The sequence below is a fragment of the Pseudomonas sp. Z4-20 genome (genome assembly GCF_051131955.1).
GTDB classification, from domain to species: Bacteria; Pseudomonadota; Gammaproteobacteria; order Pseudomonadales; family Pseudomonadaceae; genus Aquipseudomonas; species Aquipseudomonas marvdashtae.
The window spans coordinates 3,003,868-3,026,604 of the sequence record NZ_CP071641.1 but is presented as its reverse complement, the minus strand read 5'-3'; the positions used below and the strand labels follow the sequence as shown (position 1 = coordinate 3,026,604).

The following is a 22,737-nucleotide window of genomic DNA, read 5'->3' as shown; positions in this document are numbered from 1 at the left end:
GTGTTGCTGGCGCCTTGGGGTTAGCCCCGGGAGGCCTTGGTGGCTTTTTTAGCGGGAGCGGGCTTGCGGGTCTTGGCGGATTTGGCCGCGGGCTTCTCGGCGGGTTTGTCCGGCGCCTTGCCCTTGCCGCCCAGGCTGCGCTTGAGCAGTTCGGTAAGGTCGATGACATCGGCGGTCTTGCGCTGTTCTTCGCCAGGGTCGGTTTCCACCGCTTCGAGCCGGCCCTCGTTGGCCTTCTTCTCCACCAGTTCCATGATCTTGTCCTCGAAACTGTCGCGATACTGCTCGGGTTCCCAGTCGCCACTCATGTCTTCCACGAGGCGCTTGGCCATATCCAGCTCGCCCTTGGCCAGCGTCGGGCTGGTCACTTCGTCACCCAACTCCAGCACGTCGAGCTCGCGCACCTCGGCGGGCCAGCGCAGCATCACCAGCACCAGGGCCGACTCCAAAGGCATGAGCGCCGCCAAGTGCTGGCGGGTATGCAACACCACATGGGCCAGCGCCACTTTGTTGGTCTTGATCAGGGTTTCGCGCAACAAGGCATAGACCTTGCCACCGCGTTTGTCAGGCGCGAGGAAATAGGGTTTGTCGATGTTCTGCAGGGGGATCTTTTCGCTGTCGACGAAGGAAAAAATATCGATGGTCTGGGTGGATTTGGGATGGGCGGCGCGGATTTCGTCTTCGCTGATCAGCACGTATTGGCCTTTCTGGTATTGCACGCCTTTGACGATGTCGTCCTTGGTCACCTCCTTGCCGGTGACCTTATTGACGCGCTTGTAGCCCACCGGGTCCATGCTGCGCTTGTCCAACCAGTCGAAATCCACGCCTTGGGACGCGGTGGCCGATACCAGCGCCACGGGAATGTGGACCAGCCCGAAACTGATTGCGCCTTTCCAGATTGCCCGTGCCATGGTGGATTTTCCTTGCCGGTAAATGAGTCTCTCTGGTGACCTCCGAGCCCCGGCAAAAGTTTCCACCGCGCGCCGGCTGGCTGCGGCCATCGCGCCAGCGGAACGGGCGTCCCAGAGATGCCTGGTTACATCTTCGCGCGGACATTTCGCTTAACAACCGCGAACCTGCGGCGTAGCGTGTTTTCGATATGCCTGAATCCAAGAGGTATTCCAATGAACAGGCTGATGATTGCCACCATTGCGCTATTGCTGACGGCTACTGCCCAGGCCACGTCCTTCGACCAGGGCTCGGTGATCGTGGCGCAGAATCTACCGGGCAATAACAATCCCTATAACAGTCCGATACGCCGGGCCAATCCCAACAGCATGCAGGGCACCCAGCCCAACGTACCGAACATCCGGAACAACCCGACCGTGCCCGTTCCCCGGCCGCCTACCTTGGAAAACGGCGGCATCGGTAACGGCTACCCGCGCTCCGGGCAACCATCGGGTTCCGCGCGGCCGACGATCGAGGCACCCACGCCGCCCGGAAACAGCAACAACGGCAATCGCTAGGCCGGTCTTTTTTCCCACCACAGAAGGAAGTGTGCATGATCCGTAAAACACTCCTGGCGGCCCTTTGCGCCAGCGCTGTCCTAACCCTTGCCACGCCGGTCTCTGCCGCGCAGACCGAGCAAATGAAAAGCGAGGAGGGCACGGTAGAAGTAACGACAGTGACCCGGGGACTTGAGCACCCTTGGTCAGTGGCGTTCCTGCCGGATCAACAGGGAATGCTGGTGACGGAGCGGTCGGGCAACCTGCGGCGGGTCAGCCCGGACGGCAAGCTTTCAGCACCGCTGAGCGGCGTGCCGGATGTTTGGGCTCGGAGCCAGGGCGGCTTGCTAGACGTTGTGCTGTCGCCGAACTTCAAGCAGGACCGCACGGTTTACCTTTCCTATGCCGAGGCGGGCAAGGACGGCAAGGCCGGCACCGCCGTCGGGCGCGGGCAATTGTCCGAAGACTTCAAGAGTCTGAAAGATTTCAATGTGATCTTCCGCCAGCAACCCAAGCTTTCCACCGGCAACCATTTCGGCTCGCGCCTGGTGTTTGACCGGGACGGCTACCTGTTCATCACCCTGGGGGAAAACAACGATCGCCCGACCGCCCAGGACTTGGACAAACTGCAAGGCAAGATCGTGCGCATCTACCCCGACGGCAAGGTGCCGGACGACAATCCCTTTGTTGGTCAGAAAAACGTCCGGCCCGAAATCTGGTCCTACGGCATTCGCAATCCCCAGGGCGCGGCGTTGAACCCTTGGAACGGTACGCTGTGGGAGAACGAGCACGGGCCCAAGGGCGGCGATGAGTTGAATATCATCGAACGCGGCAAGAACTATGGCTGGCCCCTGGCGACCCATGGCGACAATTATTCCGGCGCGCCAATCCCCGAAGCCCAGGGCAAGACCGCCGAAGGCACCGAGGGCCCGCACCACGTCTGGCAGGTATCACCGGGCCTGAGCGGGATGGCGTTCTACGACAGCGACCGATTCAAGGCGTGGCAGCGTAATGTCTTTATCGGTGCGCTGGTTTCCAAGGATTTGATCCGGCTGGAGTTCGAAGGCGACAAGGTCGTCCATGAGGAACGCTTGCTCGGTGAACTTGGCGAACGCATCCGTGACGTTCGTCAGGGCCCGGATGGTTTCCTGTATGTGCTGACGGATGAAGGCGACGGTGCGTTGTACAAGGTCGGGCTTAAATGACCTTGAATGCAATGAGGTTCGGGTAGCAGGGCCGGGATTTCCGTTGACTTGGCCACCGCGCGCGGCTAACGTCCAGCCATGACTTGCACCGTACTGCGCAGCCAGCCAAGCATTATTACCGCCATTGCTTATTTGGCGGGCTAGCTGACGGCTGCACCCAACCCGCCCTAGAGGCGGGTTTTTTCTTTCTGTCTCCAGGGCTTCATTCGAACCAGGAGACCGCCATGACCCCGACCCGCGCCGAGCAAGCCCTGCTGGAGCACTACGTCAAGATGATTCTGGCCGCGCCGGTGTATGAACTGGCGGTGGCCACGCCGTTGCAAGCGGCCCCAGCGCTGTCGCAGGCCCTGGGAAACCGGATCCTGCTCAAGCGCGAAGACTTGCAGCCGACCTTTTCCTTCAAGATTCGCGGCGCCTACAACAAACTGGTGCAACTGACCCAGGAGCAACGCAGCCGTGGCGTGATCACGGCTTCGGCGGGTAATCATGCCCAAGGCGTAGCGCTGGCTGCCCGGGAGCTGGGAATTTCCGCTTGCATTGTCATGCCCAGCACCACGCCGCAGCTCAAGGTACTGGGCGTGCGCAGCCGGGGCGCCGAGGCGTTGCTGCACGGTGACAGCTTTCCGTTCGCTCTGGAATTCGCCTTGAAGCTGGCCCAGCAGACCGGACGGGAATTCGTCTCGCCGTTTGACGACCCGCAAGTCATCGCTGGGCAGGGGACGGTCGCGATGGAGATCCTGCGCGAGCATCCAGGTCCGCTGGACGCCATTTTCGTTCCGGTCGGTGGCGGCGGGCTGATCGCCGGAATCGCGGCGTACGTCAAATACCTGCGCCCGGACATACGCATCATCGGCGTCGAGTCCGAACACTCCGCCTGCCTTCAAGCGGCGTTGGCTGCTAGTGAGCGGGTGACGCTGCCCAGCGTGGGCACCTTCGCCGATGGCGTGGCCGTGGCACAGATCGGTGCCCATGGCTTCGATATCTGCCGATTCTGTGTCGATGAAGTGATAACCGTCACCAACGACCAGCTCTGCGCGGCGATCCGGGACATCTACGACGACACGCGCTCGATCACCGAGCCATCGGGCGCCTTGGCGGTGGCGGGTATCAAGCAGTACGTGGCTGACAGCGGAGCGCAAGGCCAGACGCTGGTGGCCATCGACTCGGGGGCCAACATCAACTTTGACAGCTTGCGCCACGTCGCGGAACGCGCAGCCGTGGCCGTCTAAAGAGAATCGCCCGGCGCGTCACAGTTTTTTTTGAGCAACCGACGGATGCCCGCCCATGAAGTCGAAATAGTGGCTACTCTGAGCCTGGCAAGCCTAACGGGCAATTGCAGTTTGCATGAAAAAAACACCGCTTCCTTGCATTCTGCACGACCGTTTCGCTTGATTTTATCGCTAAGTGATTGATTTGTAACAGGCTAGATGTACCCAGGTACAGGCATGTTTTTTGCGGGTTGATACCCGAGTCCGATTGAACGGGCTCCAACACCAGAAAACGCCAAAATGAACGAACGGTAAGGCATTCGTAGTCCAGTCCGAAGGGAACTATCGGACGAAAATACTGCCGTCGTGAACATAAGTTGGCTGCCTCAACAGGAGAGAGTTGCCATGTTTTTATCTGCCCTCGAAATGCGAAACATCATTGAAAGCAGCCTGCTACCCAAGCGCTCGCAATGCACCTTGTCACCGGACTTGTCGATGACAGTGAAGATTTACGACGACCACGAGACCGACCGCGTAGCGTTGGTCAAGACTGACATCGATGCCACCAAGCTTACCGGCTGCCGCGCCATCAATGACTTGATCGCCGAACTGCGCACAGAGTTGGACCATGGGCGCGCTTCTGCAAATCACGGTTCAGGAAACTATTTCCACCAGCAACACCGGATGAGCGGACGCTAACCGTCCCTCGACCTTGCAAGCCTGACGACCGGGTCCGACTTCGTTCGAACCCGGCGTACAGCGTTTTAACTATTGGCTAGCCGAGCTGCTGCCGATAAGGCAGGTCCGGTCCCATTTTGCTGCAAGTCAGTGCAGCAGCGCGCATGGCGAAATCAAGCATCTGGCTGATCTGTTGCGCTGTCAGCGAATTCAAACCCTCCACACAGTCCAACTGCTGTTCAGTCAGCCAGGCGATCAGTGCTGCCTGGAACGTATCGCCCGCGCCTACGGTATCGGCGATCTTGACCGGACAGGCGGCAAGCGACCAGACGCCATGATGACGGCTGAACACCGTCGCGCCGTCACCGCCACGGGTCAGAAATGCCAGTTGGCAACGATGTTCCAGCCAGCCGCTGATCACTTCATGCGGGTCTCGGTCGGGGTAGAGCAGGCCCAGGTCTTCATCGCTGACTTTGATCAGGTCGGCATATTGCACTAACGTGGCAATTCGTGAACGCCACAGTTCAATGTCTGGTTGCGGGTTAAGCCGCACGTTCGGGTCGAAACTGATCAGGCGCCGGCCGCTTTCCCGTTGCACCAAGGTCAGGAGCGTGTCGGCAATGGGTTGCACCACCAGCGAAAACGAGCCGACATGCAAACCACGCACTTCAGGGCCCAGATCCGGTAGATGGGCCAGGTTCAGTTGCCGGTCGGCACACCCTTCGCCACGAAAGCTATAGTGGGGCGAGCCGTTGGTCCCTACGGCGACCATCGCCAGGGTGGTTGGGGCGTCGAAGTCATGGGTGAATTGTGCGCTGACGCCTTCTTCGGTCAATACCTGTCGCAAGCGTTGCCCAAGGTAGTCCGTGGACAGCCCGCCAAACAACGCCGATTCGATCCCCAGCCGGCGTAACCCTACCGCCACGTTGAACGGCGAGCCGCCGGCGATTGCCTTGAAATTCACTTGGGAAGCCGGAGCTGCCGCTTCGTTTGCGCTGAATAGATCAAACAGCGCTTCACCACACACCAGATACATAGTTGCCTGCTCTCAAAGGGTTGCGACGTGTTGCCGATAAAGTGCATAAGCTTGTTGGGACGCCGCGACCTGTTCGGCGATGGGCCGGGTTTCGCTGGCCGGGTCGAGCTTGACGCAACGCTGGCACAGTTCAGCCAACTGTTCTTGCGCGCCGCCATGGCACCAGGCCGCCTGGATCGCCCCGCCCAGGGCAGCCGCTTCGCTCTGTTCGGTGCAGATGACCGTGGTGTCCATGATATCGGCGACGATCTGCCTCCAGACCGGGCTCTTCGAGCCGCCGCCGATCAGGCGAATGCTCTGCGCCTCGAGCCCATTGGCTCTCAGTAGGTCAAGGCCGTAACGCAGGCCGAAGGTCGTGCCTTCGACCACGGCGCGGCATAGATTGGGCCGGGTCAGGTTGGTGGACGTCAGGCCCAGCAGGCTGCCGGTGGCGTTCGGCAGGGCGGGGACTCGCTCGCCGTTGAGGAACGGCAGCATGCAGACGCCTTCGGCACCGATCGGCGCTTGGGTGACCAAGCTATTGAACGCGTCGAGGTCCAAGTCCAACAACTCACGCAGCGCCCCGGTGGCGTTGGTCAGGTTCATGGTGCAGATCAGTGGCAACCAGCCGCCGCTGGAAGAACAGAACGTTGCCACCGACGCCTGCGGGCTGACCACGGGCTCCGCCGCATAGGCATACACCGTGCCGGAGGAGCCGAGGCTCATGGTGATCACGCCGGGCCGGATATTGCCCGTGCCGATCGCGCCCATCATATTGTCGCCGCCACCGCTGGCCACCACGGCCTCGGGGTTCAAGCCAAGGTGCGCGGCAATCTCCGGCAGAATCCTGCCGACCTGCTGATGGGCCTCGATCAATTCCGGCAAGGCCGATTGCAGGCGTCCGCTGGGGTCGATATGTCGCAGCAGATCCGTGTCCCATTGGCGGGTGCGCACGTTGAAATAGCCGGTGCCCGAGGCATCGCCATATTCGCTGCAATGGCGGCCGGTCAGCCAGTAATTGAGGAAGTCGTGGGGCAGCAGGGCGCTGGCGATGCGTTCGAACACTTGCGGATGCTGTTCCTGGGTCCAGAGCAATTTGGAAACCGTATATCCCGGAGCGATCACCACGCCGAGACGCTCCAGGGAGCCACTTTCACCGCCGAGGTGCGCCAGGAGTCGATCGTTTTGCGCGGTCGTCTCGGTGTCGCACCACAGCTTGGCCGGGCGCAGGACCTGGCCCTGGTCATCGAGCAGCACCAGGCCATGCTGCTGGCCGGATACGCCGATGCCGAGGATCGCCTGGCCATCGACTCCGGCGGCCGACAACGCCTGCCGGGTAGCCTGGGTGAACGCGTCGAGCCATTGCTGGGTGTCTTGTTCGCGACGGCCGTTGGCGCCGCTGATCATGCTGTGGGCTGCGGCACCATGGCCAAGTACCTGGCCGCTGATCGCATCCAGGATCAGCGCCTTGGTGCCTTGGGTGCCGCAGTCGATGCCCAGGAACAGTTGTTGGTTTGCCATGGAAATCCTCGGAACAAAGAACAAAACACAAAACCTGCGTGGCGAGGGAGCTTGCTCCCGCTGGGCTGCGCAGCAGTCCTATCCAGACAACGCGGTGAGCCTGAAAAACTCAGGGGTCGCTTCGCAACCCAGCGGGAGCAAGCTCCCTCGCCACAAGAGCGGAGCGTGCCCGCTCAGTCCGTGTCAGCGAGGATTCGTTCCAGCGTTCGCGTCACCCCATGCTCGCGCAAGCTGTTGCAGCACCACTCGAATGCTGCCACGAACTCGGGCGAACGGGGGATCGCCGTGCCAAAAATTTCTTCCACCTCCAACACCCGCTGGGTCACCAGCACGTCGTCGGCGACCAGCGCCTGGCAGAACGCCGCTCGTGGGTCGGGAATCGAATAGCTCACGCCATTCTCGTCCACGCCCTTCAGGTACACCGCCCAGGCCGCCACCACCAGCGCGGCGCGGCGGGTTTCGGCGCCGTCGGCGATCAAGCGGTTAATGGTCGGCACGGTGAATTTCGGAAACTTCGAGGAGCCGTCCGAACAGACCCGCTCCAACTGGTCGGCGATGGCTTGGTTGGAGAAGCGCTCCACCAGGGTATTCTTGTATTCGCTCAGGTCGATGCCCGGTACCGGCGCCAGTTGCGGTGTCACATCCAGGTCCATGTAGGCGCGCATATAGCGCACGAACAGCGGGTCGTTCATGGTTTCATGGACGAAGCGATAGCCCTTGAGAAATCCAAGGTAGGTCAAGGCGAGATGGCTACCGTTGAGCAGCTTGATCTTCATTTCTTCATAGGGCGAAACGTCATCGGTGAACTGCACCCCGACCTTCTCCCAGGCCGGGCGACCGCTGACGAATTTGTCTTCCAGCACCCACTGCACAAAGGGTTCGCAGACCACCGGCCAGGCGTCATCGATGCCATGTTCGTCATGCAGCTGCAAGCGATGGGCGCTGCTGGTCATCGGCGTGATCCGGTCGACCATGGCGTTGGGAAAGCTTACGTTCTGGTCGATCCACCGTCCCAGCTCAGGGTCACGCAGCGCGGCGAAGGCCAGCAGCGCCTTGCGCGTGACCGCGCCGTTGTGGGGCAGGTTGTCGCAGGACATCAGGGTGAACGCCGGCGTCCCCAAGGCGCGGCGCTTGGCCAGGGCTGCGCAGAGGAAACCGAACACCGTGGTCGGCTGGTCCGGATGGGCCAGGTCGTGCTCGATCTGCGGCAGGTGGGCCATGAACTCGCCGTTGCTGTCGTCGATGCAGTAACCGCCCTCGGTGATGGTCAACGAGACAATGCGGATTTGCGGGTCGGCCAGTTTGTCGATCAGCGCACGGGCGCCGTCTTCGGCCAGCAGCATGTCGGCGATGGCGCCGACCACCCGCACTTCGGTGTCATCGGTGTCGCCCAGTTCGTAGAGGGTGAACAGGTAGTCCTGGCCGGCCAGGTCGTCCCGCGCGCGGCGGTCATCGGCCCGCAGGCCCACGCCACAAATAGCCCAGTCAAGGCCTTCGCCGGTGTTCATCAGTGCATCGGTGTAATACGCCTGGTGCGCACGGTGGAAACCGCCGACGCCGATGTGGACGATGCCCTGGCGACGGTCGCTCAGGTTATAGGCGGGCAGGGCGACCTCGGCGTTAAGGTTGTGCAGGTTCTGTCGGTTGAGTTTCATCGCAAAATCTCGGCAATCAGGCGGCAGCGCGCAGGGCACGGGTGACCGCTACGCCTTCGGCATCGAATAAATGGCAGTGTTCGGCGTCCAGGTGCAGCTCCAATTGCTCGCCGAAACGGCTCGCCAGGTCGCCGCGCACGCGCATCGTCAAGGCTTCGCCGGAGGCGGTGACGACGTGGCAGAAGGTGTCGCTGCCCAGCCGCTCGCTGACGTCGGCGGTGACTCGCAGCGTGCAATCGCCCGGTTGCGCCAGGTTCAGGTGTTCCGGGCGAATGCCCAAGGTTACTGCGCCGCCAACGCTCAGGCTTGTACCACTCAACGGCAGGTTGATCCGCGTCCCGGCGTCCAGCAGGACTTCGCAACCCTGGCCGTCCAGTGCGGTGACCTTGCCCTTGAGGAAACCCATTTTTGGCGTGCCGAGGAACCCGGCCACGAAGAGGTTGGCGGGCTGGTGATACAGGTCCAGCGGCGAGCCGACCTGCTCGATGCGCCCGCCGTTGAGCACCACCACTTTGTCGGCCAGGGTCATGGCTTCAACTTGGTCGTGGGTCACGTAGATCATGGTCGCCTGCAGCTCTTTATGCAGGCGCGCCAGCTCCAGGCGCATCTGCACGCGCAGGGCGGCGTCGAGGTTGGACAGCGGTTCGTCGAACAGAAAAATTTTCGGGTTACGCACGATGGCTCGGCCAATGGCCACGCGTTGGCGCTGGCCGCCGGACAATTGCTTGGGCTTGCGCTCCAGCATCGGCCCCAGCTCGAGGATGCGTGCCGCTTCGTTGACTTTCTTCTCGACCTCGGCCTTGGGCACGCCGGCCAGGTCCAGCGCGAAGGACATGTTCTTGCGCACGCTCATGTGCGGGTACAGGGCATAGGTCTGGAACACCATCGCCAGGTCGCGCTTGGCCGGGCTGACTTCGGTGATGTCCCGGCCGTCCAGTTCGATGGTGCCGTCGCTGACTTCTTCGAGGCCGGCAATCAGGCGCAGCAAGGTGGACTTGCCACAGCCGGACGGGCCGACAAAGACCACGAATTCCCGGTCGTTCACTTCAAGGTCGATGCCCTTGATGATGGAGAAGCCTTCGAAGCCTTTTTGCAGATTCTTGATTTTCAGGTTGGCCATGATGATGGGCCTCCGCTTCTGATAACTGGGTGGGCGCGTTACTTCACAGCGCCGAAGGACAAACCGCGCACCAGCTGTTTCTGGCTGATCCAGCCAAAAATCAGGATCGGCGCGCAGGCCAGGGTCGAGACGGCCGACAATTTGGCCCAGAACAAACCTTCCGGACTGGAGTAAGAGGCGATCAGCGCCGTCAGTGGCGCAGCTTTGGATGAGGTGAGGTTCAGCGACCAGAACGCCTCGTTCCAGCACAGGATCAACGACAACAACACGGTGGAAGCCAAGCCGCCCTTGGCGATCGGCAGCAGCACGCGGATCATCTCCTGCCAGAGCGTGGCGCCATCCAGGCGTGCGGCTTCGAGGATGTCGCGGGGAATGTCCTTGAAGTAGGTGTAAATCATCCAGACCACGATCGGCAGGTTGATCAGCGTGTAGATGATGATCAGCGCAATGCGCGTGTCCAACAGGCCAAAACTCTTGGCCAGCAGATAGATCGGCATCAGCACGCCCACCGGCGGCAGCATCTTGGTGGAGAGCATCCACAGCAAGGTGCCCTTGGTGCGCTGGGTTTCGTAGAACGCCATGGAGTAGGCTGCCGGCACCGCGATCAACAGGCAAAGGGCCGTGGCGCTGAAGGAAATCACCACCGAGTTCCAGGCGAAGCTGAAGTAGTTGCTGCGCTCGTTGATGTGCAGGTAGTTCTCCAGTGTCGGCATGAAGACGAACTGCGGCGGGGTGGCGAACGCATCGATTTCGGTCTTGAAGCTGGTCAGCACCATCCAGAAGATCGGAAAGAAGATCAGGATCGCGATGGCCCAGGCCAGCGTGCCCAGCAGCAGGCTTTGCAGGCGACGGGATTGTTGAAGAGTCATGGCGACGGCCTCAGTTCTTGTCGGTGAGGTTTTTGCCGATCATCCGCACGAGGATGATGGCGGCGATGTTGGCGATCACCACGGCGATCAAACCACCGGCCGACGCCATGCCGACGTCGAACTGCACCAGCGCCTGGTTGTAGATCAGGTAGGCCAGGTTGGTCGAGGCGTAGCCGGGACCACCGTTGGTGGTGGTGAAGATTTCGGCGAACACCGACAGCAGGAAAATCGTCTCGATCATCAGCACGACGGCAATCGGTCGCGCCAGGTGCGGCAGGGTCAGGTGCCAGAAGATCGCGATCGGGCCGGCACCGTCCAGGCGGGCGGCTTCTTTCTGTTCCTGGTCGAGGGATTGCATGGCGGTCATCAGGATCAGGATCGCGAAGGGCAGCCATTGCCACGACACGATGATAATGATCGACAGCAGCGGGTAATGCGCCAGCCAGTCCACCGGCTGCGCGCCGAACAGTTTCCAGACCGAGGCGAGGATTCCGGAGACCGGGTGGAAAATCAGGTTTTTCCAGATCAGCGCGCCCACGGTTGGCATGATGAAGAACGGCGAGATCAGCAACACCCGCACGATCCCACGACCGAAAAACTCACTGGCCTCCAGCAGGGCGCTGATCAACACCCCGAGGACAATACTGATCAGCAGCACGCTGCCCACCAGCACCAGGGTGTTGGTGGCGCCGGGCATGAAGCCCGAGTCGGTCAGGAAGTAAGTGAAGTTCTCCAGCCCGACGAATTGGTTTTCGCCGGGGTAGAGCAGGTTGTAGCGGATCATCGAGAAGTAGACGGTCATGCCCAGCGGCACGATCATCCACAGCAGCAGCAAGGCGACCGAAGGGCTGACCAGGAACCAGCCGGGGTTTGCCACACGGACCTTGCGTGCCGGCGGCGGGGCTATTTCGATGGGGGCTTTGACTGTCGTTGTCGAGGTATTCATGTCGATCACTCGTTATGCACGCATTCCCTGTGGCGAGGGAGCAAAGTCCCTCGCCACAAATGGATGTTTACAAGCCTTTACTTGGGATACCCGGCGCGCTTCATTTCCCGTTCGGTGGTGGACTGCGCTGCGGTCAATGCCTGGTCCACGGTCTGCTGGCCGGTCAGCGCGCCCGAGAAGAATTTGCCCACTTGGGTGCCGATGGCCTGGAATTCGGGAATGGTCACCAACTGAATGCCGATGTAGGGCACGGGCTTGAGCGTTGGAGCCTTCGGGTCGGCGACCTTCAACGATTCCAGCGTCACCTTGGCAAACGGCGCGGCCTTCATGTACTCCTCGCTGTAGGTTGAGGCGCGGGTTCCTGGCGGTACGTTGGCAATGCCGTCGGTCTTGGCGACCAATTGGCCGTACTCCTTGGACGTTGCCCAAGTAGTGAAGACCTTGGCCGCTTCCTTGGCTTTGGAGCTGGTCGGAATGGCCAGCGACCAGGAGTACATCCACGAGCTGCCCTTGTCGGTTTTCTCGTGGGGGGCGAAGGTGAAACCAACGTTGTCGGCGACCTTGCTCTGGGTCTTGTCGGTGACGAACGAACCGGCGACGCTGGCATCGACCCAGATCGCGCATTTGCCGCTGTTGAACAGCGCCAGGTTTTCATTGAAACCGTTGCTGGAAGCGCCCGGCGGGCCGGATTTCTTCATGTTGTCAACGTAGAAGTTCAGTGCATCTTTCCACTCGGGCCCATTGAATTCGGGCTGCCACTTCTCATCGAACCAGCGCGCCCCAAAACCGTTGGCCAGGGTGGTAATGAGCGCCATGTTCTCGCCCCAGCCGGCTTTGCCCCGCAGGCACAAGCCATATTGTTCCTTGGATTTGTCGGTGAGCTTTCCTGCGAACTCACCGATCTGGGTCCAGGTTGGGTGTTCGGGCATGGTCAGCCCGGCGTTCTTGAACAGGTCGGTGCGGTAATAGGTGATCGAGCTCTCAGCGTAGAACGGCAGGGCGTACAGCGAACCCTTGACCGACAAGCCATCGCGCACGGAAGGGAAGACGTCGTCCAGGTCGTAGGAGGCCGGTAAATCCTTCATCGGTTCCAGCCAGCCCTTGGCGCCCCAAAGTGCAGCTTCGTACATGCCAATGGTCAGCACGTCGAACTGTCCGCCCTGGGTGGCGATGTCGGTGGTCAGGCGTTGACGCAGTACGTTTTCTTCAAGCACCACCCAGTTCAGCGTGATGTCCGGGTGCTCGGCCTCGAAGGTTTTCGAGAGCTTTTGCATGCGGATCATGTCGCTGTTGTTGACGGTGGCAATGGTCAGGGTCTGTGCGCCGAAGCTGACGCTACTGAGGGTCATGCAGGTGGAGACAAGCAGAGCTTTTACCGAAGGTTTCATCGCGCACTCCTTTTCCGCGCCCACGGGCTGCAGAAGGACAGTTATTGTTTTTGTGTCTTCCGGATGAGGGGAAGAATGTGCGCTGATTACAGCCTTCAATGGGCGGCGTGACAAATCATTCGTCGCACTTTTACTGATACTATTTTGCACTGGATCTCGAAAAGATCTCAGCCCTGGTTCTGCTCGGTCAACCGCTGCACCGCCAGCCGCCGGTAATGGGAGGGGGTCATGCCCTTGAGTTGCTGGAAGCGTCGGTTGAAGTTGGAAATATTATTGAAGCCCGACTCGAAACACACATCGGTCACCGGTTTGTCGCCGTCGGCCAGCAGTTCGCAGGATTTGCTGATGCGCAGTCGATTGACGAATTCGATGAAGCAGCGGCCGGTGGCTTGCTTGAAGACGCGGCTGAAATAGGTGGGTTTCATGCCCAGGTGCTCGGCGACTTCTTCCAGGGACAGTTCCCGGGCGTAGTGGGCGAAGATGTAATCCACCGCCCGGTTGGTACGGTCAATGCTGTGTTCGTCCGCCGCCTGTGGACTGGTGGCGCCGGACAGCAATTGGTAATCATCGCAGGCCGCCAGCAACTCCATCAGGATGAAGAAATAGCCCAGCCGGCTCATGCCGTGGGCATCGGCGATGCGTTGCATCAAGGTCATGGCCTGGCGGATGGTGCGCTTGCAGCGAAACTCGATGCCGTGCTGGGCACGTTCGAGCAGCGGGGCGAGGGTCTTGAGCTCGGCAAACACCTGGTTACCGCTTTCGAACAGCTCATCGGTGAAGTTCACCAGCATGTCGCGCTTGGGCACTACTTCGTCCTCGGCCACCTGGCTGATCCAGTTATGGGGCAGGTTGGGGCCGGTGAGGAACAGCGACTGCGGGGAAAAATTGCCGATGTAGTCGCCGATGAAGACCTTGCCCGAACTGGCGACGATCAGGTGCAGCTCGTATTCCTTATGGAAATGCCAGCGCACCAACGGGCAGGGAAAACCGTGCTGGCGGTAGATGATGGACAGCCCGTTGTGGTCGTCCATCAACTCGTAGGAGGGGTCGGTGACTCTCGCTGTTCGGGTCATGTGCCTGGCGCTTTTGTTGTTATCGCCGCTGATAATGCCCCCTAAGCCCGGCAGGTTCCAGCCCCGTCACAGGTTGCTTGAAGCAGCTCGTCATCAACTGTTGCGGTTTTTTTCCTCGATCCACTGGGCCATGTACTGGGTGCTCTTGTGTTGATGATGGCGGAGCATGCTGCCGGTGAAGTTGTCCCGGCGTCGTCGCGCAAGATCGGCGCGGCAGGCCTTGATGCTGTCAATCAACGCCGGGCCGTGGACCTCCCTGCGAAAACGCTCCGCGAGCAAGGCCAGTCCCGCCTCCTGGGCAGCGGCCCAACGCGTCGGGTCGCCGTACAACTGCACGGCTGCGTTGGCGATGTCTTCGGCAGTTTGCGCGATTGCCCCGGGCCAGGGCATGCCACCGTGCATGGCCTCGGCGCCGATGGGGGTGGTGACGCTGGGCGTGCCGCACAGCATGGCTTCGATCAGTTTGCCCTTGATGCCTGCGCCGAAACGCAATGGCGCCAGGCAGATGCGTGCCGCCGACATGACCTGCAAGGCATCTTCGGCCCAGTTCATGATGTGGAATCCCTGCGCCGGATTGTGCAGCGCCGCCGCCTTGGGCGGAGTGTAGGCGCCATAGAGGTGCAGCTGCGCGCCGGGCAATCGCTGGCGAATCAGCGGCCAGACGGCGTTTTTCATCCAGAGCACGGCGTCCCAGTTCGGTGCATGGCGGAAGTTGCCAATACTGAGAAAATGCGCCCGTTCTTCGAACGGCGCACAGGTTTTATCGGGCAGATCCAGCATCAATGGGCACCAGAGCAACAATTCACGGGGTACCTTGAAGTGTTCCACCAACAGTTCGATCTCGATCTCAGACACCATCAGGTTCAGGTCGCAACGATACAGGGCGGCGATTTCCCGCTTGGCCAGGTCGGTGTCGGCCATCAGCTCGAATTCCTCGCGCAGCGCCGGGGCGAAGAGGTCGCTGAAATCCTGGGACGACTCGTCGGCCTTCAAGCGCTCTTTCAAGCGTTGATGCCGGGCGTGACGCAGGCTTTGCAGGTCGGACGTTTCCAAGACACGCAGGGCGCCGGGGCAGCATTTCTCGACCCTCCAGCCGAACTGTTCTTCCATCATGAACTGGTCGAACAGGACGATGTCCGGCGCCAGCTCCTGAATGAAAGCGTCGAAGCTGCCGTTATTGAGCTCGATCGCTACTTCGCGAATGCCCAAGGCGAGCAGATCGGCGCGGTTTTCGCCAGGCTTGGCCGGGCTGCTGAAGGTCATCTCCCAGCCTTCGCCGAGAAACGCTTCCAGTAGCTGCATGACATGCCCGCCGGCCGCCGATGAGCGTGGCTCGGGCCAGACATAGCCGATCACCAGGACCTTGGTGGCGATGGGGTGGGACATGACGGGCATTCCTTGTTGCGGATCAGGCGCAGTCGGCGCGCGGGGCGCCGATAGTGACCAAGAATGGGCCCGGGCTCAAGAAAGAATCTTTTTGACCTTGTCGCGCAACTGGTCGATGGAGAAGGGCTTGCCGATTACGTTCATGCCTTCGGGCACGTCAATGCTTTCGGCGTAACCGCTGGCGAACAGGATCGGCAGCCCGGGCCGTACACCGCGAGCCTGTTTCGCCAATTCGCGGCCGTCCATGACCGGCAGGCCGACGTCGGTCATCATCAGGGCGATGGGCTGCGTGTCGTTGCGCAGAAAAGCCAACGCCTGTTCGCAGCCATCCGCCTCCAGCACCTTGTATTCCAGTTCTTCCAGCACATCGACAATCAGCATGCGCACGATGCTGTCGTCTTCGACTACCAGGATGGTGGAGGGGGTGTCAGAAGCGGGGACGGGCATAATAGACTTCTCGGAAGATGGAATCGGTAGGGGCGCGGCAAAAAGCAGCCGTATGCATGAGTAAGTTTCGAGGCGGCACAAGTTCCCGAACCTGTACAAGAAAGGATCTATAGTACAAGAGCTGACAAGGATAGTCGCATCCTTACAACCCCCGGTGTATCGCCATGGGATTTGCGTCCTTGAATTGTCAGAAATGTGGATCCAGCCCAGCTTTTTGGGCACACTCCATGACTTTCAACTGTCCACCAAGGCCTTTTTTCCATGACCCCTTCGTCTTCGGTTGACGAGCAAAGTTTTCGCAAGCTCCTGGCCCGCAATATCAGCCTGCCTTTAGGCATGGGCGCCCTCAGCGCGGTGTTTTTCATTGTGCTGATCACTTACCTGCTGTCGGTAATCCAGTGGGTCGGCCACACCGATCGGGTGATCAATAACGCCAATGAAGCGCTGAAGTTGAGCGTTGACCTGGAAACGGGCATGCGCGGCTACCTGTTGAGCGGCGACGAGCATTTTCTCGACCCTTATGAAGTTGCCAAGCCACGGATCGCGGTGGCGCTGGATACATTGTTGGAACTGACAGCCGATAACCCGGTGCAAACTGATCGTTTGCACCGGATCCAGGCGCTGCAAGTAGAGTGGGCCAATTACGCGCAGAGCATGATCGATCTGCAGCGCAGCAGTGGCGATTACCGGGGTGCGCTCAAGGCCGGGCGTGGCAAGCGGTTGACCGACGAGATACGCAAGACGTTCGAGGACGTCGTCGAAACCGAGCAGCAACTGCGCGCCGAGCGCAACGACGAGGTGCGCACCACCACGGTCTGGAGCATTGCCCTGTATCTGCTGTTTGTCGCCGCTGTCAGCGGGCTGCTGGCCTATGTCGGTCGCCGCGACCTGCTGACGTTGTCCGGCAACTACAGCGCCAGCCTGAAAGTCCAGCAGCAAAGTGCCTTGCGCCTGGAGAAGCAGGCCTGGTTGCGCAATGGGCAGACGCAGTTGGCCGAGCAGGTCCTGGGACAACTGACCTTGAGTCTGTTGGGGCGCAATATCCTGCAGTTCTGTGCCCAGTACCTGGGAACCGTAGTCGCCGCGCTTTATGCGCGGGAAGAAAATGGCGTCCTCAAGCGCGTTGCCACTTATGGCATGTCCCGGGAGGACGACGAGCAGGAGCAAATGATCCTCCACGGCGAAGGCATCGTCGGGCAGGCCGTGCAGCAAGGACGCTTGATCCGCCTGGACGACGTGCCACGCGATTATCTCAAGATCAGCTCGGGGCTTGGCCAAGGTTTGCCCAACTGCGTATTGGTGGTGCCAACCCGTGACGACGACCGGATCAACGGGGTCATTGAGCTGGGTTTCCTGCGGCCACTGACCGAGCGCGATCTTGAACTGCTGGAATTGATTGCCGGCAACATTGGCACGTCCATCGAGGCAGCCCGTTATCGCCAGCGCCTGCAGGAAGTACTGGCTGAGACGCAGCAACTGAACGAAGAGCTGCAAGTGCAGCAGGAAGAGCTCAAGACCGCCAACGAGGAGCTGGAAGAACAGTCACGGATCCTCAAGGAATCCCAGGCTCACCTGGAAGCCCAGCAACAGGAACTGGAGCAGACCAATGAGCAACTGGCCGAACAGCGCGACGCCATGGACCAGAAAAACAGCGAGCTGAACCTGGCGCAGATCCAGTTGCAGGAGCGTGCCGAAGAGCTGCAGCGTTCGAGCAAATACAAATCCGAGTTCCTGGCCAATATGTCCCATGAGCTGCGCACGCCGCTCAACAGTTCGCTGATCCTCTCCAAACTGCTGGCGGAGAACCCGCACAACAACCTCAGCGAGGAACAGGTCAAGTTCGCCGAATCGATCTATTCCGCGGGCAATGATTTGCTGAACCTGATCAACGACATCCTCGACATTTCCAAGGTCGAGGCCGGAAAACTCGAAGTGCGCCCGGAAAATACCAGCGTGCCGCGCCTGGTGGAAGGGCTCCAGGCTATGTTCAAGCCGCTGACGGCTGAAAAAGGCCTGGCGTTTGAAGTGCAGATAATGCCGGACGCGCCGGCGATGCTGTACACCGATCGCCAGCGTCTTGAGCAAGTGCTCAAGAACCTGCTGTCCAACGCGGTGAAGTTCACCGAGCAGGGCTCTGTCATGCTTTCGGTGACCGGCCAGCCGGGTTCGGGTATCGCGTTCATGGTGCGTGATTCGGGAATAGGCATTGCGCCCGATCAGCAGCAGAGTATTTTCGAGGCGTTCCGCCAGGCTGATGGCACCACCAATCGCCGCTATGGCGGCACCGGGTTGGGCCTGTCGATTTCCCGGGACCTGGCTGCCTTGCTTGGCGGTTCGATCTCGGTTGTCAGCGAGCCGGGGAAGGGCAGCGTATTCACTCTGGTATTGCCCGAGCGTTATATCGAGCCCGGCGAGGAGCCCGTGGAGCCAAGGATGTTCGCCCCGGCAACAACCGCGCCAGCGCCAGCCCATGTGCCGACACCGCTGTCCTTGGTCGCTGAAGTGGACCCGCCAGTCCCGCAATTCGCGGACGACCGCGACAAGGCGCCTTTCGCGACCCGCTGCATCCTGGTCATTGAAGACGAACCCAAGTTCGCCCGGATCCTGTTCGACCTCGCCCACGAGCTCGGTTACCAATGCCTGGTGGCCCATGGCGCCGACGAGGGATTTGACCTGGCCCTGCAACTGAGTCCCGACGCGATCCTGTTGGACATGCGCCTGCCGGATCACTCCGGGTTGACCGTGTTGCAGCGCCTCAAGGAACAAGCCCAGACCCGGCACATTCCGGTGCACATCATCTCCGTCGAAGACCGCGTCGAAGCGGCGATGCACATGGGCGCCATCGGTTACGCCGTCAAGCCGACGACCCGGGAGGAACTCAAGGATGTTTTCGCCCGCCTGGAAGCCAAGCTGACCCAGAAGGTCAAGCGGGTGCTGCTGGTGGAAGACGATGATCTGCAGCGCGACAGCATTACCCGCCTGATCGGCGACGATGACATCGAAATCACCGCCGTCGGCCTGGCGCAGCAAGCCCTGGAACTGCTGCGCACCAATGTCTACGACTGCATGATCATCGACCTCAAGTTGCCGGACATGCTCGGCAACGACCTGCTCAAGCGCATGTCCAGCGAGGAGATCTGTTCGTTCCCGCCGGTGATTGTCTACACCGGGCGCAACTTGACCCGCGATGAAGAAGCCGAGCTGCGCAAATATTCGCGCTCGATCATCATCAAGGGCGCGCGCTCGCCGGAGCGCCTGCTGGACGAGGTCACACTCTTTCTGCACAAAGTCGAATCCCGGTTGTCCCATGAAAGACAGCGCATGCTCCAGACTGCCCGCAGCCGCGACAAGGTGTTCGAAGGCCGCAAAGTGTTGTTGGTGGATGACGACGTGCGCAACATTTTCGCCCTGACCAGCGCCCTGGAGGCCAAAGGAGCGGTCGTGGTCATTGGCCGTAACGGATACGAGGCGATCGAGCGCCTGAACGAGGTCGAAGACATCGACTTGGTACTGATGGACGTGATGATGCCCGAGATGGATGGCTTTGAAGCTACCGCGCTGATCCGCAAGGATCCACGCTGGCGCAAACTGCCGATCATCGCCGTGACAGCCAAGGCCATGAAAGATGACCAGGAACGCTGCCTGGCGGCGGGCTCCAACGACTACCTGGCCAAGCCGATCGACCTGGATCGCCTGTTTTCACTGATTCGCGTGTGGTTGCCGAATATGGAAAGAATTTAGTGGAACGTAATACAGACATTGAACTTCGTTTGTTGATTGAAGCGATCTACCTGAAGTACAGCTACGATTTTCGCGACTATTCTGGCGCCTCTATCAAGCGCCGGGTCCTGCACGCGTTGAGCCAGTTCGACTGCAAGACTATTTCAGCCTTGCAAGAGCGGGTGCTGCACGATCCGGGCGCGTTCATGCAGTTGCTGCAACTGCTGACGATTCCTGTCAGCGAGATGTTTCGCGATCCCGCGCATTTTCTGGCGATACGCGAAGAAGTCGTTCCGCTGCTCAGGACCTACCCGTCGATCAAGATCTGGATCGCCGGTTGCAGCACCGGCGAAGAGGTCTATTCGATGGCGATCCTGCTGCGCGAAGAGGGCCTGCTGGACCGCACGCTCATTTACGCAACCGACATCAATCCGCGTTCTTTGGAAAAAGCCAAGCAGGGCATTTTTTCCCTGGAAAACGTCAGGGCCTACACCCAGAATTACCAGCTTGCCGGAGGACGGCTCTCGTTTGCCGATTACTACACGGCGGCCTACGATTACGCCATGTTCGATAAAACCCTGCGCCAGAACGTGACCTTCGCCGATCACAGCCTTGCGACGGACAGTGTGTTTTCCGAAACGCAGTTGATTTCATGTCGTAACGTATTGATTTATTTCAATAAAAAGCTTCAAGATCGCGCCTTTGGACTTTTTCACGAGTCCCTCTGCCATCGTGGCTTCCTGGTACTGGGGAGCAAGGAAACACTCGACTTTTCGGCGTTCGGCAAGCAGTTCGAACCATTGGTCAAACAGGAACGGATCTATCGCAAGTTATGAATCCAGTGACAGACAGATCCAGGCCCATGGTCGAGGCCATCGTCGTCGGCGCATCCGCCGGAGGCGTCGAAGCGCTGCTCAAAATCTTCAGCCCGCTGCGCAGGGGCTTTCGCGTGCCCATTCTGGTGGTGTTGCATTTGCCCGACGAGCGCAATAGCCAGCTGGCCCAGGTATTCCGCCACCGCCTTGCGGTACCGGTGGAGGAAGCCCAGGACAAGCAGGACATCAGCCCGGGAACCTTGTATGTCGCGACGCCTGGTTATCATTTGTCGGTCGAAGCTGACCGCAGCCTGTCGTTGAGCCTGGAGGCCCCGGTGCACCATTCGCGACCGTCAATCGATGTGTTGTTCGAGTCGGCGGCCGATGTCTACGGTCCCGACCTGCTGGCGGTGGTGCTGACCGGCGCGAACAGCGACGGGGCCCGCGGCCTGGCCAAGGTCAAGGCGCAGGGCGGCCTTACGATTGTCCAGGACCCGGAGGAGGCGCAGGTTTGCACCATGCCCGAAGCGGCGCTCAGCTTGCATGAGCCCGACCACATCCTAACTTTGCAGGGCATCGGCCAGTTACTGGCCGGGCTGGAATGAACCACATGCCAAGAGATATTCAAGCCAAACTGCTGATCGTCGACGATCTGCCTGAGAATCTGTTGGCCCTGGAAGCGCTGATCAAGCGCGACGACCGCCAAGTCTTCAAGGCGTTGTCGGCCGATGAAGCGCTGTCCCTGCTTTTGCAGCATGACTTTGCCTTGGCAATCATCGATGTGCAGATGCCGGGCATGAACGGGTTCGAACTGGCCGAACTGATGCGCGGCACGGAAAAGACCCGCAGCATTCCCATTATTTTCGTCAGCGCCGCCGGCCGCGAGCGCAACTACGCGTTCACCGGTTATGAAAGTGGCGCGGTGGATTTCTTGCACAAGCCGCTGGACACCCACGCGGTCAAAAGCAAGGTCAACGTGTTCGTCGAGCTCTATCGCCAGCGCAAGGCAATGAAGGAGCAAGTGATTGCCCTCGAGCAGAGCCGTCGGGAGCAGGAGCAGTTGCTCGAGGAGTTGCAAGCCACCCGCAGCGAGCTTGAGCAGGCGGTGCGCATGCGTGACGACTTCATGTCGATCGTCGCTCATGAGGTGCGTACGCCGCTCAATGGCCTGATCCTCGAAACGCAGCTGCGCAAGATGCACCTGGCGCGGGACAACGCCGCGGCCTTCACCTTGGATAAGGTGAAGGCGATGGTGGAGCGCGATGAACGCCAGATCAAAAGCCTGATCCGCTTGATCGAGGACATGCTGGACGTCTCTCGCATTCGAACCGGCAAGCTGTCCATTCGTCCGACCCGCTTCAACTTGACGGCACTGGTGCAAAACCTGGTCCGCAACTTCCAGCCGCAGATCGCCGCTGCCGAATGCACACTGAGCTGCACGGCCGAACCCTCGGTAGAAGGGCAGTGGGATGAGTTCCGCATCGAGCAGGTGGTGTCGAATCTGCTGACGAATGCCCTGCGCTATGGCAGCAAGAGTCCGATTGACGTGCGTGTCTACAAGACGCCCGACCATGCTTGCGTCGAGGTCCAGGACCAGGGCATCGGCATCAGCGAAGAGAATCAGAAGCGCATCTTCCAGCAGTTCGAACGGGTTTCCTCCAAGGCCGCTACGGCGGGCCTTGGGTTGGGCTTGTTCATCTCCGAACAGATTGTTACCGCCCATGGCGGCAGCATCACGGTCGATAGCCGCCTCAACGAAGGGGCGTTGTTTCGCGTTTGTCTGCCTTTTCAGAAAACTGGCGAACGGACGCAACCTCTGAGTGACCCCAGGGTCGTATCAGCAGCTATTGATCCAACAAAGGCTTCTCATGAGTGAAGATGCGCAAGACGTTGTTCTGATCGTCGAGGATGACCCCTCGATCCTGATGGTGCTGTCGGCTTACCTGTCCGGCGAAGGCTATCGCGTGCTGCAGGCTGAAAATGGTGAGCAGGCGTTCGAGATCCTCGCGAGCAAGCCCCATCTGGACATGATGATTACTGACTTCCGCCTGCCCGGCGGCATTTCCGGCGTGCAGATCGCCGAGCCCGCGGTGAGGTTGCGTCCGGACTTGAAGGTCATCTTCATCAGCGGTTACGCCCAGGAAGTGCGCGAGACGGACAGCCCCATTACCCGCAAGGCGCCGATCCTGGACAAGCCGTTTGACTTGGATGTGTTGCAGAAAATCATGCAGCGGATGTTGTCGTAG

At 60.3% G+C, this 22,737-nt stretch carries 19 protein-coding genes and 1 pseudogene; 9 read left to right on the top strand and 11 right to left on the bottom strand.

The annotated features are described in order from the left end of the window. Positions 1–20: 20 nt before the first annotated feature. Positions 21–911, bottom strand: a complete 891-nt coding sequence (locus tag J3P82_RS13725) for a Ku protein (RefSeq protein ID WP_434557325.1) — start codon at positions 909–911, stop codon at positions 21–23. A gap of 213 nt (positions 912–1,124) precedes the next feature. Between J3P82_RS13725 and J3P82_RS13720 the strand changes: the two genes are divergently transcribed. From J3P82_RS13720 to J3P82_RS13705, 4 genes and pseudogenes are all read left to right on the top strand, one after another. Then, on the top strand, positions 1,125–1,466 hold the full coding sequence (locus tag J3P82_RS13720; RefSeq protein ID WP_434557324.1) for a hypothetical protein: 342 nt from the start codon (positions 1,125–1,127) through the stop codon (positions 1,464–1,466). A gap of 35 nt (positions 1,467–1,501) precedes the next feature. Beyond that, entirely contained in the window at positions 1,502–2,650 is a 1,149-nt protein-coding gene (locus tag J3P82_RS13715) for a PQQ-dependent sugar dehydrogenase (protein WP_434557323.1), read from the top strand. 224 nt (positions 2,651–2,874) lie between these two features. Beyond that, a pseudogene (gene ilvA / locus J3P82_RS13710) lies at positions 2,875–3,864 on the top strand (threonine ammonia-lyase, biosynthetic); the annotation flags it as partial. A gap of 399 nt (positions 3,865–4,263) precedes the next feature. Then, entirely contained in the window at positions 4,264–4,557 is a 294-nt protein-coding gene (locus J3P82_RS13705; protein ID WP_434557322.1) for a DUF1652 domain-containing protein, read from the top strand. Positions 4,558–4,633: 76 nt separating this feature from the next. On the opposite strand, the gene J3P82_RS13700 is transcribed toward J3P82_RS13705, so the two are convergent. The 10 genes from J3P82_RS13700 to J3P82_RS13655 all read right to left on the bottom strand — a co-directional run bounded on the left by J3P82_RS13700 (position 4,634) and on the right by J3P82_RS13655 (position 15,956). After that, the gene (locus tag J3P82_RS13700) at positions 4,634–5,572 is read right to left on the bottom strand and encodes a carbohydrate kinase family protein (protein WP_434557321.1); all 939 of its coding nucleotides are present in this window, start codon (positions 5,570–5,572) and stop codon (positions 4,634–4,636) included. Positions 5,573–5,584: 12 nt separating this feature from the next. Continuing rightward, on the bottom strand, positions 5,585–7,072 hold the full coding sequence (xylB, locus tag J3P82_RS13695) for a xylulokinase (protein ID WP_434557320.1): 1,488 nt from the start codon (positions 7,070–7,072) through the stop codon (positions 5,585–5,587). A gap of 173 nt (positions 7,073–7,245) precedes the next feature. Next, positions 7,246–8,727 (bottom strand): mannitol dehydrogenase family protein, encoded by a 1,482-nt coding sequence (locus J3P82_RS13690; protein ID WP_434557319.1) that lies wholly within the window; start codon positions 8,725–8,727, stop codon positions 7,246–7,248. A gap of 16 nt (positions 8,728–8,743) precedes the next feature. After that, complete coding sequence (locus J3P82_RS13685; RefSeq protein ID WP_434557318.1) at positions 8,744–9,847, bottom strand: ABC transporter ATP-binding protein; 1,104 nt, start codon at positions 9,845–9,847, stop codon at positions 8,744–8,746. Positions 9,848–9,885: 38 nt separating this feature from the next. Next, entirely contained in the window at positions 9,886–10,716 is an 831-nt protein-coding gene (locus tag J3P82_RS13680) for a carbohydrate ABC transporter permease (protein WP_434557317.1), read from the bottom strand. 10 nt (positions 10,717–10,726) lie between these two features. Continuing rightward, positions 10,727–11,662: a carbohydrate ABC transporter permease gene (locus J3P82_RS13675; protein WP_434557316.1), complete on the bottom strand. Its 936-nt coding sequence runs from the start codon at positions 11,660–11,662 to the stop codon at positions 10,727–10,729. Between the two features lie 77 nt (positions 11,663–11,739). After that, positions 11,740–13,050, bottom strand: a complete 1,311-nt coding sequence (locus J3P82_RS13670; protein WP_434557315.1) for an ABC transporter substrate-binding protein — start codon at positions 13,048–13,050, stop codon at positions 11,740–11,742. Between the two features lie 167 nt (positions 13,051–13,217). Continuing rightward, a complete protein-coding gene (locus J3P82_RS13665) occupies positions 13,218–14,123 on the bottom strand; it encodes an AraC family transcriptional regulator (RefSeq protein ID WP_434557314.1) in 906 nt (301 codons plus the stop codon). A gap of 93 nt (positions 14,124–14,216) precedes the next feature. After that, positions 14,217–15,509, bottom strand: a complete 1,293-nt coding sequence (locus J3P82_RS13660; protein ID WP_434557313.1) for a glycosyltransferase — start codon at positions 15,507–15,509, stop codon at positions 14,217–14,219. A 75-nt stretch (positions 15,510–15,584) separates the two neighbouring features. After that, positions 15,585–15,956 (bottom strand): response regulator, encoded by a 372-nt coding sequence (locus tag J3P82_RS13655; RefSeq protein ID WP_434557312.1) that lies wholly within the window; start codon positions 15,954–15,956, stop codon positions 15,585–15,587. A gap of 261 nt (positions 15,957–16,217) precedes the next feature. Between J3P82_RS13655 and J3P82_RS13650 the strand changes: the two genes are divergently transcribed. From J3P82_RS13650 to J3P82_RS13630, 5 genes are read left to right on the top strand one after another with little or no spacing between them, the layout of a single operon-like run. Beyond that, complete coding sequence (locus J3P82_RS13650) at positions 16,218–19,697, top strand: response regulator (RefSeq protein ID WP_434557311.1); 3,480 nt, start codon at positions 16,218–16,220, stop codon at positions 19,695–19,697. Then, positions 19,697–20,512 carry a CheR family methyltransferase gene (locus J3P82_RS13645; RefSeq protein ID WP_434557310.1) on the top strand — a complete coding sequence of 272 codons (816 nt, stop codon included), beginning with the start codon at positions 19,697–19,699 and terminating at the stop codon, positions 20,510–20,512. The genes J3P82_RS13650 and J3P82_RS13645 overlap by 1 nt, the downstream gene beginning before the upstream one ends. Continuing rightward, positions 20,509–21,096: a chemotaxis protein CheB gene (locus J3P82_RS13640; protein WP_434557309.1), complete on the top strand. Its 588-nt coding sequence runs from the start codon at positions 20,509–20,511 to the stop codon at positions 21,094–21,096. Before J3P82_RS13645 ends, J3P82_RS13640 begins: the two co-directional genes overlap by 4 nt. Positions 21,097–21,101: 5 nt before the next feature. Beyond that, complete coding sequence (locus J3P82_RS13635) at positions 21,102–22,367, top strand: hybrid sensor histidine kinase/response regulator (protein ID WP_434557308.1); 1,266 nt, start codon at positions 21,102–21,104, stop codon at positions 22,365–22,367. Next, a complete protein-coding gene (locus J3P82_RS13630) occupies positions 22,360–22,737 on the top strand; it encodes a response regulator (protein ID WP_186610250.1) in 378 nt (125 codons plus the stop codon). The genes J3P82_RS13635 and J3P82_RS13630 overlap by 8 nt, the downstream gene beginning before the upstream one ends.